16 protein-coding genes are annotated in these 12,776 nt (G+C 58.4%); 6 read left to right on the plus strand and 10 right to left on the minus strand.

Translation table 11 applies throughout. The features are described from left to right. Positions 1-5: 5 nt before the first annotated feature. On the plus strand, positions 6-2,039 hold the full coding sequence (gene pknB, locus IEV00_RS11000; RefSeq protein WP_229723206.1) for a Stk1 family PASTA domain-containing Ser/Thr kinase: 2,034 nt from the start codon (positions 6-8) through the stop codon (positions 2,037-2,039). A gap of 80 nt (positions 2,040-2,119) precedes the next feature. Here the strand turns inward: pknB and IEV00_RS11005 are convergent, their stop codons facing one another. The 3 genes from IEV00_RS11005 to IEV00_RS11015 are packed head-to-tail and all read right to left on the minus strand — an operon-like array spanning position 2,120 to position 3,763. Next, positions 2,120-2,755 (minus strand): anthranilate synthase component II, encoded by a 636-nt coding sequence (locus tag IEV00_RS11005; RefSeq protein ID WP_188360418.1) that lies wholly within the window; start codon positions 2,753-2,755, stop codon positions 2,120-2,122. Between the two features lie 21 nt (positions 2,756-2,776). Further along, positions 2,777-2,941, minus strand: a complete 165-nt coding sequence (locus IEV00_RS11010; protein WP_188360419.1) for a hypothetical protein — start codon at positions 2,939-2,941, stop codon at positions 2,777-2,779. A gap of 18 nt (positions 2,942-2,959) precedes the next feature. Then, on the minus strand, positions 2,960-3,763 hold the full coding sequence (locus tag IEV00_RS11015; protein ID WP_188360420.1) for a class E sortase: 804 nt from the start codon (positions 3,761-3,763) through the stop codon (positions 2,960-2,962). Between the two features lie 277 nt (positions 3,764-4,040). On the opposite strand from IEV00_RS11015, the gene IEV00_RS11020 reads away from it, so the two are divergent. After that, complete coding sequence (locus IEV00_RS11020) at positions 4,041-4,340, plus strand: cell division protein CrgA (protein WP_229723207.1); 300 nt, start codon at positions 4,041-4,043, stop codon at positions 4,338-4,340. A gap of 9 nt (positions 4,341-4,349) precedes the next feature. Continuing rightward, complete coding sequence (locus IEV00_RS11025; RefSeq protein WP_188360421.1) at positions 4,350-4,577, plus strand: long-chain fatty acid--CoA ligase; 228 nt, start codon at positions 4,350-4,352, stop codon at positions 4,575-4,577. Here IEV00_RS11025 and IEV00_RS11030 read toward each other — a convergent pair. The 4 genes from IEV00_RS11030 to IEV00_RS11045 all read right to left on the minus strand — a co-directional run bounded on the left by IEV00_RS11030 (position 4,501) and on the right by IEV00_RS11045 (position 7,956). Continuing rightward, complete coding sequence (locus IEV00_RS11030) at positions 4,501-5,556, minus strand: arsenic resistance protein (RefSeq protein ID WP_188360422.1); 1,056 nt, start codon at positions 5,554-5,556, stop codon at positions 4,501-4,503. The genes IEV00_RS11025 and IEV00_RS11030 overlap by 77 nt on opposite strands. A 70-nt stretch (positions 5,557-5,626) precedes the next feature. After that, complete coding sequence (locus IEV00_RS11035; protein ID WP_373868246.1) at positions 5,627-6,145, minus strand: YceI family protein; 519 nt, start codon at positions 6,143-6,145, stop codon at positions 5,627-5,629. A gap of 239 nt (positions 6,146-6,384) precedes the next feature. Then, positions 6,385-6,924 carry a YceI family protein gene (locus IEV00_RS11040; protein WP_188360424.1) on the minus strand — a complete coding sequence of 180 codons (540 nt, stop codon included), beginning with the start codon at positions 6,922-6,924 and terminating at the stop codon, positions 6,385-6,387. A gap of 117 nt (positions 6,925-7,041) precedes the next feature. Further along, positions 7,042-7,956, minus strand: coding sequence for an ArgP/LysG family DNA-binding transcriptional regulator (locus IEV00_RS11045; protein WP_188360425.1), 915 nt, complete (start codon positions 7,954-7,956; stop codon positions 7,042-7,044). A 69-nt stretch (positions 7,957-8,025) separates the two neighbouring features. Between IEV00_RS11045 and IEV00_RS11050 the strand changes: the two genes are divergently transcribed. The 3 genes from IEV00_RS11050 to IEV00_RS11060 all read left to right on the plus strand — a co-directional run bounded on the left by IEV00_RS11050 (position 8,026) and on the right by IEV00_RS11060 (position 10,424). Continuing rightward, complete coding sequence (locus IEV00_RS11050; RefSeq protein ID WP_188360426.1) at positions 8,026-8,649, plus strand: LysE/ArgO family amino acid transporter; 624 nt, start codon at positions 8,026-8,028, stop codon at positions 8,647-8,649. Between the two features lie 153 nt (positions 8,650-8,802). Continuing rightward, complete coding sequence (locus IEV00_RS11055; protein ID WP_188360427.1) at positions 8,803-9,552, plus strand: DeoR/GlpR family DNA-binding transcription regulator; 750 nt, start codon at positions 8,803-8,805, stop codon at positions 9,550-9,552. Then, positions 9,549-10,424 (plus strand): HIT family protein, encoded by an 876-nt coding sequence (locus IEV00_RS11060; RefSeq protein ID WP_188360428.1) that lies wholly within the window; start codon positions 9,549-9,551, stop codon positions 10,422-10,424. Before IEV00_RS11055 ends, IEV00_RS11060 begins: the two co-directional genes overlap by 4 nt. A gap of 9 nt (positions 10,425-10,433) precedes the next feature. Here the strand turns inward: IEV00_RS11060 and IEV00_RS11065 are convergent, their stop codons facing one another. The 3 genes from IEV00_RS11065 to IEV00_RS11075 all read right to left on the minus strand — a co-directional run bounded on the left by IEV00_RS11065 (position 10,434) and on the right by IEV00_RS11075 (position 12,562). After that, positions 10,434-11,930: an alanine/glycine:cation symporter family protein gene (locus tag IEV00_RS11065; protein WP_188360429.1), complete on the minus strand. Its 1,497-nt coding sequence runs from the start codon at positions 11,928-11,930 to the stop codon at positions 10,434-10,436. Positions 11,931-12,018: 88 nt separating this feature from the next. Beyond that, entirely contained in the window at positions 12,019-12,279 is a 261-nt protein-coding gene (locus tag IEV00_RS11070; protein WP_188360430.1) for a hypothetical protein, read from the minus strand. After that, entirely contained in the window at positions 12,233-12,562 is a 330-nt protein-coding gene (locus tag IEV00_RS11075) for a hypothetical protein (protein WP_188360431.1), read from the minus strand. Before IEV00_RS11075 ends, IEV00_RS11070 begins: the two co-directional genes overlap by 47 nt. Positions 12,563-12,776 lie beyond the last annotated feature (214 nt).

Consider the following 12,776-nt stretch of genomic DNA (forward strand, 5'->3'; position numbering starts at 1 on the left):
CCGAAATGATTGATACGCGTTACCGGGTCAAAGAGAAAATTGGCTCGGGCGCTATGGCCAATGTCTACTCGGCAGAAGACACCCGCTTGGGGCGCGCAGTAGCTCTGAAGATTCTTGATCCCGCCCACGCGGCGGATGAGACTTTCCGTGCCCGCTTTCAGCAGGAGGCTGAGTCGGTTGCCTCGCTGAATCACCCCACCATTGTCAGTGTCTACGACACCGGCACCTTCTCTTCCGGTTCTGTTCAGGTGCCCTTTATGGTCATGGAGCTGGTGGGCGGTAAGTCCCTGCGGGAGATTCTTGATGCCCGCGGCGAGCTGCCGGTAGATGAGGCCCTTTCCTACGGTAGCCAGATTCTTGAGGCGCTTCAGTATGCGGGCGACCGCGGTGTTGTACACCGCGATATTAAGCCCGCCAACGTGATGATTCTGCCCCAGACCGAGGAAGACGCTTCTCAGGGCCGCGCGGGTCAGGTGAAGGTCATGGACTTCGGCATTGCCAGCGCGATGACCGAATCCGGTGAGGCACTCGCCGGGGAAAAGACCGTGATGGGCACTGCCCGCTATGTCTCTCCCGAGCAGGCCCGGGGCGAAACCGTAGATTCTCGTAGCGACATATATTCTGCCGCCTGCGTGATTTATGAGATGATTTCCGGTCACTCTCCCTTTGACGCCGACTCCACCGAAGAGCTGGTTTCCAAGCACCTTTCTGAGGTTCCCCAGCCCCCCAGCGCTTTCGCCCAGCAGCAGATTCCCGCTGCTCTCGATACCGTTTTGCTCAAGGCCCTGAGCAAGTCCCGGGCAAGCCGTTACCAGAATGCCGATGCCTTCCGCACCGCTCTGGCTGGTGCCGCTGCCTCCCACGGTGCTGGCTCCACCGCGGCGTCGTCCTACGATGACACCGCCACCGTGCCCACCACCGCCCTGGGGGCAGGTGCCCTAGCTACGGGAGCGGCAGCCGGAGCTGGCGCGACCGCCGGTTACACCACCTCTAGCCAACCCGCTCCCACCGAAGAAACCGGGCTGGGCAGCTTCTTCGACAACGCCGAGGCGGAGTACTCAGACGACGAGCTCTACGACTACGAACGCAACGAAGCCCTGGCCAAGAAAAAGCGCCGCCGGGCTGCCTGGACCAAGGTCATCACCGGCATGGTGATTGCCGCCCTGGCCCTCTTCTCCATCGGCACCGTGCTCTACTACCAGAACGAGCTCAACAAGGTACCCACCCACGAGGTTCCCGCGCTACAGGGAGTCAATCGCGAAGAGGCAGAGAACACTCTGCGCAACATGAACCTGAGCGTGAAGTGGGAAGAAGAGTTCTCTGACGACGTGGAGAAAGACAACGTCATTAAGACCTCCCCGGTCACCGGCACCGAGGTTGAAGAGGGCACTGAGGTAACCGTGACCCTCTCCGATGGTCCCTCCCGCGTGGCGGTGCCCGATAACCTTGAGGGTCAGAGCGAATCCTACGTGCGCTCTGCCCTGGAGGAGGCGGGCTTTAAGGCCGGCCGCACCTCCAACGTCAATAGCGCCACCGTACCGGCGGGCATGGTTGTCAACACCACCCCCGCCGCCGGCGAGCAGGCAGATGCCGGTTCTACCGTGGATATTATTCTCTCCACCGGCAAGGTAGAGGTACCCGACGTCACCGGCATGACCCGCGACCAGGCTATTGCCGCCCTGCAGGCACCCGAGGTGATGCTCTCTACCAATATCGAGACCGTACAGACCAGCGGGCAGCCGGCGGGCACCGTGATCTCGCAGAGCTCGGCTCCCGGCACCTCGATTGAGCAGGGTTCAACCGTGACTATCCGCGTGGCGGCGGCACCCGCGCCCACCGCCGCACCCAATAACCCCAATTCGAACAACAACTCGAACCAGGGCAATAACGGCAACTCTAACCCCGGAAACTCAGGATCAAACAACGACACTGGTTCCTCAGAGAATGAGCCTTCTTCGGCTCCCTCATCCAGTGCCGCACCGAGCGCGCCTGCCTCAGCATCTGCCCAGCCTTCTGCCTCAGCTTCGGCGCGAGGATAAAGAATAAGGACGGCGCTGCTAGACAAAAGCGCGGGGGGCTAGGATTAACCCTAGCTCCCCGCGCTTTTGTCTTGAGTTCTCTATCGAGCCACCAGCGGCGACATCTTCTCTGCCTTGGCAGCCGCACCGGTGAGGCCGACCTCTTCAAGCCAGTTTCCCAGCATCAGATAACCCCCCTCGGTCAGCACCGACTCGGGGTGGAACTGCACGCCGTGCATGGGGGCCTCGGTGTGCTGAAGGCCCATAATAATTCCTCCATCGGTGGTTGAGGTGACCTTCAGCTGCTCGGGCATGGTCTCGGGTACCACCGCCAGAGAATGATAACGAGTCACCGTCACCGGAGACTTCAGGCCGGCAAAAACGGACTCGCCCCCGTGCACCACCGAGGAGGTCTTGCCGTGCATCAGCTCAGGCGCATGGTCTACGGTGGCACCAAAAGCCTCGGCAATAGCCTGGTGGCCCAGGCAGACACCCAGCAGGGGCTTCTTGCTCTCGGCTGCCCAGCGAATGAGCCCGATAATGAACCCCGCGTCAGCAGGGGCACCGGGGCCCGGCGACACCAGCACGCCGTCATGGGCCTGCGCCAGCTCAACCGCGCCGTCCAGCGCCAGGTCGTCATTGCGGATTACCGTTACCTCAGCACCGAGCTCTTCGAGGTAACCCACCAGGGTGAAAACGAAGCTGTCGTAGTTATCAATTACAAGAATTTTGGTCACGGTGTTATCTCCTTGGGGCAGCTATTCAGTGGGAATGGTGACATCGCGGTAGAAGGGTGAGTACTGTTCCACCGCAGGGAATACATATTCCATCAGGCACCAGACCACCAGCAGAATCAGGGCAAGAGCAATAATGATGCGCAGCCACAGGGGGCCGGGCAAGTGTCTAAAAATCCATCCGTACATCGTGTGTATCTTTTCTGCTTAGCTTGCTACCGAGTTGGCGATTTCGGCCGGGGCTCCGGCTTCGAGAGGCTGCCAGTTCTCCATCTTGGCATGGACAATGTACCGCTCGGTATCTCCGTAGCGGGGGTGGCAGGTGGTAAGTGTGAGCAGCCGCTGGCTTGCCTCACCTGTGGGGTCATCGGGGTTGGGGGCAATCACGTCTACTTCGCTGGGCAGCACAATTTTGGTCTCATAGATGGTGTAGGTGTAGTAGCCGTCTTTGGTCTGCACATAGATGTGGTCGCCCTCTTGAAGCTCCTCTACGCGGTCGAGCACAGCGCCGTTGGTCTGGCGGTGACCAGCCAGGGCAAAGTTACCCACTTCCCCGGGCATGGCTGTACCTTCATAGTGGCCCAGGCCCAGGGTATCGAGCACATCGGTGCCGGTGCCCTCTGCGGTGGGCCGCATGTAGTTCTCGCCAAACCGGGGAATGTAGACCACGCCAAAGGTTTCGCCGTAGGCGGGGGCTGCCGAGGTGGCGGGATCGGTCGGATCCCAGTCGCCGGGTTTGAGACTGGGGACGGACGACGCGCCGTCGCCGGAATCACCCGCGGCGGCCTGGGTGCCGCTTCCGCCCGCGGCGGCATTGAACTCCTGAATCAGAGAATCAACCGCCTGGTCTTGGGCTTTATTGGCTGAGATGTTGGTCCACCACAGCTGCCAGGCAACAAAGAGCAGAAGAATAAATCCTACGGTAATGAGTAGCTCACCCAGAATTTGGATAATCCACTGGCCCGCCGAACGAGATGACGGCGGGGTACCAGTGTGCTGTTTAGCTGCCATGAAGTCCTCTATGTATGCCCGGTGATGTGAGCAGAACGCTAGGAGTCTTATTCAAAAGGTCACACAAGACAGCCCGAGAGCGCCTGGCCAACTGGCATCGGGGCTGGCGTTTAAGGGAGGTTGGCCAGCGCTCTCGGGCTGGATACCCCACCTTTGAATAAGCCTCTAGGTTTACGAGTGATTTTTATCAGCACATGCGCCGGTTTTAAACCTAGTATTGTTATACAAGATTAAACCGTACATGATTGCCGCCGTGAAAGTGGATACTGGAGGAAACGTGACTGATTCTCAGAAGAAATCGGTTCGTGCTGGAAACGAAGATCACCTTGATCTGGAGCGCGATGAGGCCGCTTTCCGTCGCGCCGCTAAAGAGATGACCGCAGACGAGTTCGCCTCCCCCACTCCCCTGTGGTACCGGGTGATTATGTTTAGCCTGGTAGGTTTGGGAATTCTCTGGATTATTGTTTTCTACCTGAGCGGAAACATGTTTCCCGTGCCCTCCATCGGTAGCTGGAACATTGTGGTTGGTGTTGCCCTGATGATGGTGGGCATGGTCATGATGACCCGCTGGCGTTAGGAGTTTTTCGTGTCTGCCCCCAAGGATTCTTCACCCGAGCCCGCTCCCGAGGAGCCTGCCGATTCCAAGCCCGAGGTGACCAACCCTAAGAACCTGGCTCCGGTTGATCCCAATGAACCTCGTGAAGAGCGCAAAGACATTAAGGCTGCCCGTTTTGAGACTAAGTTGCGCCGCTGGGCTCTTCTCGGTTTTGTGCTTGCTGCCCTGATTTATTTTGTCTGGCAGTCACTGGCCTAAGCAGCTTGACCATACCCACCATCACCAAAAGCTCTACCAGGGTTTGACTCACCACTGCCAGCGGTAGGGCAGGTTGCCCAGCTATCTCTGCTAACCCCAGGACAAAGGGGAGTACCACTAATGCATTGCGGGTTACCGCTGAGAAGGTAAGGGCAACCCGGTCGGCAACTTGAGTTTTTGCCGCAAGAAACCAGGCTAGGAGCCCGCTGACCAGTGCATATACCGCATAGGTAATCATCAGCGGAAAGAACTGGCTCAGCTGGTGAGCCACCGCCCCAAAGTGGGCCGCCACGGTGGTGAAGAGAACCAGCATCATCAGCGGAACCATAGCCCGCTCAGACAGGTTTTCGGCCCTGGCTCGAATCGCTTCGGTTCCTCGCTGGAGCAGGTAGGCCAGGGCAAGCGGTACCAGCACGGTAGCTAGTGCCACCAGGACGGCGGGTGCGGAGGTTGCGAGCGCGCGCAGACTCAGTGGCGCAGGAGGTTCCACTATTCCCCAGAAGGCATAGACAGTCAGCCAGAGGGGAAGGGCAAGGAGCTGGGCTAGCAAAAGAAGCGGGGTTACCCTCAACAGGTGCTGGTGAGATCCCCCTGCCAGACCGCAAAACACCACCACGTAGTCGATACAGGGCGCCAGGAGCACCAGTGCCGCCGCGAAAAGCAGTCCGGAAGAAATTCTTGTAATTTCAAAAATCCCCGCCAGCAGCGCAGCCACCATCAGGGGGTTGAGCAGAAAATTGAGAACCAGAAGCCAGCCCAGAAAACGCGGGGGAAAGGCATATTCTCCCCGGGGTATTTTCAAAGGCACTGCCAGAAAGGTTGCCAGCAGCAAAGCACCCAGGGCTGGGGTAACCGCAACCTCAAACGCGGCACCCAGACGGGGTAGCGGCGTCCTCGATACAAGAAAACCCGCACCGGCACCCGCCGCCAGAGACCCAAGGTAGAGGGCAACCTGGTGGCGCTCTAACCAAGCAAACATATGCCCCTAACCTCTATATAAAACGAGCCGTTTATCCATGATAAACGGCTCGTTCTCGCTACCAGAATCCCTAGTGGGTTTCGGGGGCGGTGAACTCCACTTCGAGGTTGAGGGAAATAGTATCTCCCACGGCAAAGCCGCCGCTCACCAGCGGTGCGTTCCAGTAAACACCGAAGTCCTTGCGGGAAATCTCACCGGTGAGAGAGGCTCCAAAGCGGGTGGTGTCCATGTGGTCGTCCACCACGCCGTTGAAGGTTCCCTTCAGCTCAACCGACTTGGTCACACCGCGCAGGGTCAAATCTCCCACCAGGGTCAGGTCTTCTCCGTCAAGATTGAAGGAGGTAGAAACGAAGGTCATAGTGGGGTACTTCTTGGCGTTGAAGAAGTCTTCGGAGCGCAGGTGCTTATCACGGGCCTCAATCTGGGTATCAATCGAGGCAACCTGAATCGCTACGTCAATCTCAGACTGGTTGATGTCCTGATCGATAATCGCGGTGGCGGTGATGTCGGTAAAGACCCCTCGCACCCGAGCAATGGCGGCATGGCGCACCGAGAAACCAATGTAGGAGTGCAGGGGTCGAGGTGCCAGACACCGGGCTTAATTTCAGTCATTACATTCTCCTTCCGGGAGGTAGGTGCCCTCATTTTGCTTCATCTGTAAAGCATTGGGCTAAATTATTTTTATTATATGCCTGCCCTCACACTTTGCCGGTAATGGGGCAAACAAAAAGTACCCGGCATCAGATGATGCCGGGTACTTCATACACACTATATTCAGGGATCACGCCCTAGCGGAGAGAAACCGCCTGTTCTACCGGAGGTAGAAGATTATGCCTCTGCCTGAACGAACTCAACGTCCAGGTGCAGAGCGACCTTGTCGCCAACCAGTGCGCCGCCGGCCTCAACGGTTGCACTCCAGGTCATGCCGAATTCCTTGCGGGAAATCTTACCCTCGAGGGAGGCACCGAAGCGGGTCTGGCCGTTCTGGTCAACAACTGCGCCGCCGAACTCACCGGAGAGCTCGATGGGCTTGGTAACACCGTGCAGGGTCAGATCGCCAGCGATGGTCAGCTTGTCGCCCTCCAGGGTGAAGGAGGTGGACTTGAAATCAATGGTGGGGTACTGCTCTACATCGAAGAAGTCTGCGGAACGCAGGTGCTCGTCGCGAGCCTCAATGCGGGTATCGATAGAAGCTACCTTGATGGTTGCCTCAACGGTGGAGTCATTGACGTTCTCTGCAACGTTTGCAACGCCTTCGATGTCATTGAAGGCACCGCGCACCTTAGAAACTGCTGCGTGACGAACAGCGAAGCCTACGGTTGAGTGGTAGCTATCGAGGTTCCAGGCGCCTGCGGTCAGTTCTGCCATAACGGTGTTTTCCTTTCGGTTTTGCTTTGTGCTTTCGAGAGAAAACTTTACTCAGAAAGTTTTTACAATGCAAATTGAACGGCGGTTTTTAAGAAGAAATTTTACGAACCCTACTCCTTACGCCTTAAAGACGCCCTCCGCGGCGGCATAAACCCGCTCAGTCACGCGATCCAGAACCCCGGAAGAAATCTTCCACCGCTGCCAGTAAAGCGGAAACTCAATGGGCTCCTCCACCAGCTTGACCAGCTCCCCCGATTCCAGCCCCGCCCTGCACTGCTGCTCGGGCACGATTCCCCAGCCGATTCCCAGTTGGACGGCGCGGGCGTAGTCGGGTGAGGACGGCACGTAGACGCTGGGGGCCTGCCCCGCGGCGTCGTCCTTCAAATCAAACTGCGCCAGCAGCAGCGAGCGCGCGAGATCCTGCCCCACGTCCTTGCGGTCATATTCGATTACCGGGGCAGCATTGAGCTCTTCGAGGGTAATCGACCGTGGCCAGCCCGCAAAAGAGGTGCGGGCAAACTCCGCCGAGCCCACCACCCAGTAGCGGGTCACACCCAGACGCTCCACCACACAGCCGGGAATGGACTCGGGGTGGGAGGTAATGGCGGCCATGGTCTCCCCGGAGCGAAGCAGGGCCGAAGAATACTGCTCTCCCTCGCGGCGCAGGTCGCAGAAAATGCGGTCTTCGCGGGCGAGCTGAGCCACGGCGTCAAGGAACCAGGTGGCAAGAGAGTCTGCATTAACGGCGATTGCCACGCTGTGGTTTCCACCCTCCCCACCCAGCTCCCGCTCTAGCTCATTATTGAGGTACTCTGACTGGCGGGCAACCCTCAGAACAATCTGGCCGGTCTCGGTAGGAACCACCGGGTTGGTGCGCTTGAGCAGCACGCGCCCGGCAGCCTGCTCCATAGCCTTAATCCGTTGCGAAACAGCGGAGGCGCTAATCATCAGCACATCGGCGGCGGCTTCAAAGGTTCCGTACTCAATCACCAGCACAAAGGTGCGCAGCTGTTCTGCAGTAAAACGACTCATAAGAATATCTTATGCAGATAAAGAATATTTAGATGGTCTTATTCTTGTCTTTTGCGTAGGGTTTTACCCATGACCTTGGACAACCTCATGCTGATTCTACTGGGCGCGGGCACCGGACTGTCTCTAATTGTTGCCATTGGTGCCCAGAACGCCTTTATTCTCAAGCAGGGAATCATCGGGCGATACATTACGCCCATTATCGCCTTCTGCATTCTCTCCGACGCCCTGCTGATTGGCATTGGGGTTTTCACCGTGGGAAAGATTGCCGAATCAGCCGACTGGATTCTTGAGGTTCTGCGCTGGGGCGGCGGTGCCTTTCTGGTGTGGTACGGGCTCTCCGCCCTGAAGCGCGCCCTGCACCCCTCAGCCCTGACGGTCGATACCGGCGAGGCAGGGCCCAAAACCCTGGGGCGCGCCCTGGCGATCACCTTCGCCATTACCTATCTGAATCCGCACGTTTACCTAGACACCATGGCACTTCTGGGCTCCCTCGCTAACACCCACGGACCGGTAGGCAAGTGGTGGTTTTATGCAGGCTGTGTGCTGGGCTCTACCATTTGGTTCACCGCCCTAGGCTACGGTTCCCGCCTGCTGCGCCCCTTCTTCGCGCGCGAATCTTCCTGGCGCGTGCTGGACTTTATCATCGCCGTCATTATGCTCTCCCTGGCGGCGAAGCTACTCACTGGCAATTGACCGGCAACCGACCCTCTGCACGGCCACTTGACGCCTCAATGGGCCAGTTGCCGGTCAACCGCAAACCACACCAAGAAAAAGCGTGACCAAAAATGATTATTTGTGTATTCTTTTAATCAATTCCAATCATAATTGAGCGCAAAGGATCATTTCATGCTGGCAGACGAACGCCAAGCCAGGATCGTCAGCGAGGTAGACCGCCGCGGCACCGTCACCACCGCAGACCTCATTGAGGTCTTCGGGGTCTCCCCCATTACCATCCGGCGCGACCTCAATGACCTGGCAGAAAAAGGTCTCATCATCAAGGTGCACGGTGGCGCCCGCTCGGTGCAGACTAACAGCAACCCCGCCTTTGAGATTAAGGCAAGCACCAACAGGGCCGCTAAAGAGGCAATCGCCGCCACCACCAAAGAGCTGGTCAAAGACGGCGAATCCCTCATGATTTCCACCGGCACCACCTGCGCAGCCATAGCGGCCCAGCTCAGCACCAAGCAGAACCTCACGGTGGTCACCAACGGCGCCCCCATCGCAGATGCCTTCTCCACCGACACCGAGGTCTATCTCACCGGTGGGCGCCGCACCGAGAATCACGCCCTGGTAGGCCCCCTTGCTACAGCCAGTATCAGCCAGTTTCACGCCAAGACCCTCATCACCAGCGTGCACGCGGCAGATTCCGCCGGCTTCACCACTCCCTCCCCTGAGGAGGCAGAGACCATCAAGGCCATGTTTGCCGCCTGCGAGAGGGTAATCCTCGCTCTGGACCATTCCAAATGGGGCGTGCAGGCTTTGGCGAACCTGGGCAGCTGGCAGCAGGTAGACACCGTGGTGGTGGACTCCGAGATGCCCTCCGAAGCTATCAATGAACTCAAGGAACTCGTAGACAAGGTGGTAGTTGCATCATGACTCAGACAGTTTTTTCTCTGACCCAGCAGGATCATCGGAGCCTGGGTATCCGGCGGGATCCGCTCACCGGCGAGTACATCAGCGTCGCCGGTACAGTGCCCCTGCTGGATTCTTACTCCCGCCGCCTCCAGGCCAACGGAACGCTGCTAGAAGCTGAAGCCGCGGCTTTTGCTGGGGCGGATCATCAGGACGACGCCGCCGACCCGCTCTCCGCCCTTGAGGCTGGGGCGCTGAGGCCCCAGGAACCTACCCATCTGGAAACTATCTCTACCTTTGGGCAGCTGAGCGATTCGCTGGTGACCGCTCTTCTCGGTGAGTACATTGCCCGCTTCACAGAGCTGGTTCCCCGCCGGGATATTTCCGAACTCTCTGTCAAAGAAATGTGCGTGGAGGGCGAGGTGACCGCTCAGATTGCCGGCTTCACTGCTCCCAGCGAGGCAACCGAGACAGTCGATGAGCAGGCCCAGCGCTGGGCACGCCGTACCGGTGGCGATTTGCTGGCCGATGTTTTGGTCTCTGAAATTGTTGCTAGCGAGAGAATCCTCTTCACAGGGGATCACTGGGTTGCCTACGTACCCTACGCCTCGGCGCACCCCTGCGAGATTATGCTGCTACCGAAGGCCCCCAGCAGGAACCTGGTTGCCATGACAGACAGTGCCCAGGAAGACCTCCAGCGCACCTACCGGCGCGCCCTAGCCGCCCTGCGGCGTCTGAGCGGGGTAGCGGCGTCCTACACCTCCACCTGGCACATGGCGCCGATCCCCCACTGCCGCGCGGTCTCCCGCATGAGGGTACACATCACGGCAGAAACAGACCTGCTCCGGGGCAAAACCCCGGAGCAGGTAGCGCAGACTCTGCGCGAGCACCTCTAGGCGCAGAGGCTACTTCTTCTTAGCCGCCTTCTTCTTGGCATCGTAGTCAATCCAGAACTGGCGGGTGGTCACGGTATCGTTGCCGTCCCAGCTCTCCAGGTTCTTGAGCTCGGGGAACTCATACGCGTTGAAAATGGGCTCCTGGCCGGTCAGGCGGGCGTTCTCGTAGTGGCGCAGAACCTTGGTGGCAATTCCTGCCAGCAGGGCAATCGCAATCAGGTTCAGCAGGGCCATAAAGGCCATGAAGACGTCCGCCAGTGCCCACACGAAGTCCAGAGCAACCACGGCACCGCCAAACACGCAGACGAGCACCAGCACGCGGTAGACCTGCAGAACCCAGGCCTTCTCGGTCATAAAGAGAATATTGGACTCACCGTAGTAGTAGTTACCAATCACCGATGAGAAAGCAAAGAGGAAGATTGCCACGGTGAGGAAGTGAATTGCCCACTCACCCAACTGCAGAGCAAGGGCGCTCTGGGTCAGGGAAGCACCCTGAGCGCTATCGCCATAGGCGGGGTTGGAGAGCAGCACGATAAAGGCGGTCACAGAGCAAACCAAAATGGTATCGAAGTAAACACCCAGTGCCTGGATGTAGCCCTGCTTAGCGGGGTGGGAGACCGCCGCGGTGGCGGCCGCGTTGGGGGCCGAACCCATACCCGCCTCGTTGGAGAACAGGCCGCGCTTCATACCCTGCACAATCACGCCAAAGACCGAGCCGGTTACAAACTCTCGAATGCCGAAGGCACCCTGAATAATCTGCAGGAACACAGCCGGTACAGCGGTAATGTTAAGCACCACCACCAGCAGACCCAGCAGAATGTAGAGCACCGCCATCACCGGCACAACCACCTGGGTTACGGCCGAAATTGAGCGCACGCCGCCGAAGATAATCGCCGCGGTCAGAACAACCAGCACCAGACCAATAATGACCTTGAGCATGAGGCTGTTCGCCACATCGGGAGCGAAGGTAGACAGCGACTGGCTGGTGGCATCAACAATGGAGTTTGACTGTACCGAGTTGAAGGCGAAACCGTAGGTCAGGCAGATAACGATCGCAAAGAGCACGCCCATCCAGCGGGCATTGAGACCGCGCTGCATGTAGTAGGCGGGGCCGCCCACGTAGGAGTCTTTACCGTGGTGCTTGTAGAGCTGGGCCAGGGTTGATTCCACGAAAGCACTGGCAGCGCCCAGGGAGGCAATCAGCCACATCCAGAACACAGCACCGGGGCCACCCAGGGTAATCGCAATGGCAACACCGGCGATATTACCGGTGCCCACGCGGGCAGCCGCCGAAATAGTGAAAGCTCGGAAAGATGAAATCTGCTTACGGCCGGTAGAATCATTGCCGCTGGGCTCACCGATAATACGGAACATCTCGCCGATAGAGCGGAACTGCACGCCCCGGGTACGGATAGTCAGGTAAAGCCCCACCCCCACCAACACGGCGAACATATAGTTCCAGATGGCGCCGCCAATATCTGTGACAAGGGTGGTAAGTGCTTCCATAACTAATCCTTCTGCCAAAAATACAAGAACGACTATCAGCCTAGCTAATAAAAGTTCTCAGGGGCAGGAAGTTTCCTCTATTACGGGCTTATTCTTCATACAGGCGCGCCCCGATAAAGCGAGAAAAACCACCCAGAAGCAGGCGAGCAGTCTCCCGGTCTTCCTCTCTCAGACCCAGCTCCGAATCGCCCACTTCCCGCGGTGCCACCAGGCCCGAGCTGATCTCAAGCAGGGATCCTTCTGCCTCCTTATCAGCCTCAGCGTCTGCATCGGCATCTACATCAAAGACAAAACTCAGACCGCTACGGAAGGCCCCCTGCCAGCTGGTTTTCGAGCGGCCGCACAGCAATGACGTCCTCGACTACCAGGTGCACGATCTCAGCGAGAATACCAGTGCCCGCGGTGTCCTCCTCTTCTTCGAGCAGGTGGGTCTCGGCAAACTCCACATAGCTCTCCTCTCCGCGCTTGAGCTCGCGGGGCCACCAGAGGTGGGTGTACTCGGTGAAGGCTGTCCAGAGTTCGTCCACGGGCATCTCGCTACGGATGTAGAGGGCGGACGACGCCGCTGCGGCGGCCTGCGCGCTCTTTTCGGCTTCGGTTGGCTGAAGTGCGTGGGAGAAAAGATCGTTCATACAAAATCCATGCTATCTGCTTAAAACAAAAAGGGCCCGGAGCATAAGCTCCGGGCCCTTGCATAATACACCCGATACGGGGTTATTGCCTCAAAACTGCATAGTGGACGCGACAACCCAAAACAAGCCAAACCTAGCCAAAAAAATAAAGTAAGCCTTCGACCAATTAGTACCAGTCAACTCCAACAGTCTCCAGTCCTGTCTTCCATACCTG

Origin of the sequence: Rothia aerolata, assembly GCF_014635585.1 — a bacterium.
Taxonomy (GTDB): domain Bacteria; phylum Actinomycetota; class Actinomycetes; order Actinomycetales; family Micrococcaceae; genus Rothia; species Rothia aerolata.

Excerpts from the sequence above, each read along its gene's own strand:
- IEV00_RS11060 (WP_188360428.1), top strand. The coding sequence starts at position 9,549 with ATGACTCAGACAGTTTTTTCTCTGACCCAGCAGGATCATCGGAGCCTG.
- IEV00_RS11010 (WP_188360419.1), bottom strand. The coding sequence starts at position 2,941 with ATGTACGGATGGATTTTTAGACACTTGCCCGGCCCCCTGTGGCTGCGC.
- IEV00_RS11045 (WP_188360425.1), bottom strand. The coding sequence starts at position 7,956 with ATGAGTCGTTTTACTGCAGAACAGCTGCGCACCTTTGTGCTGGTGATT.
- pknB (WP_229723206.1), top strand. The coding sequence starts at position 6 with ATGATTGATACGCGTTACCGGGTCAAAGAGAAAATTGGCTCGGGCGCT.
- IEV00_RS11040 (WP_188360424.1), bottom strand. The coding sequence starts at position 6,924 with ATGGCAGAACTGACCGCAGGCGCCTGGAACCTCGATAGCTACCACTCA.
- IEV00_RS11065 (WP_188360429.1), bottom strand. The coding sequence starts at position 11,930 with ATGGAAGCACTTACCACCCTTGTCACAGATATTGGCGGCGCCATCTGG.
- IEV00_RS11050 (WP_188360426.1), top strand. The coding sequence starts at position 8,026 with ATGACCTTGGACAACCTCATGCTGATTCTACTGGGCGCGGGCACCGGA.
- IEV00_RS11015 (WP_188360420.1), bottom strand. The coding sequence starts at position 3,763 with ATGGCAGCTAAACAGCACACTGGTACCCCGCCGTCATCTCGTTCGGCG.
- IEV00_RS11055 (WP_188360427.1), top strand. The coding sequence starts at position 8,803 with ATGCTGGCAGACGAACGCCAAGCCAGGATCGTCAGCGAGGTAGACCGC.
- IEV00_RS11030 (WP_188360422.1), bottom strand. The coding sequence starts at position 5,556 with ATGTTTGCTTGGTTAGAGCGCCACCAGGTTGCCCTCTACCTTGGGTCT.
- IEV00_RS11075 (WP_188360431.1), bottom strand. The coding sequence starts at position 12,562 with ATGAACGATCTTTTCTCCCACGCACTTCAGCCAACCGAAGCCGAAAAG.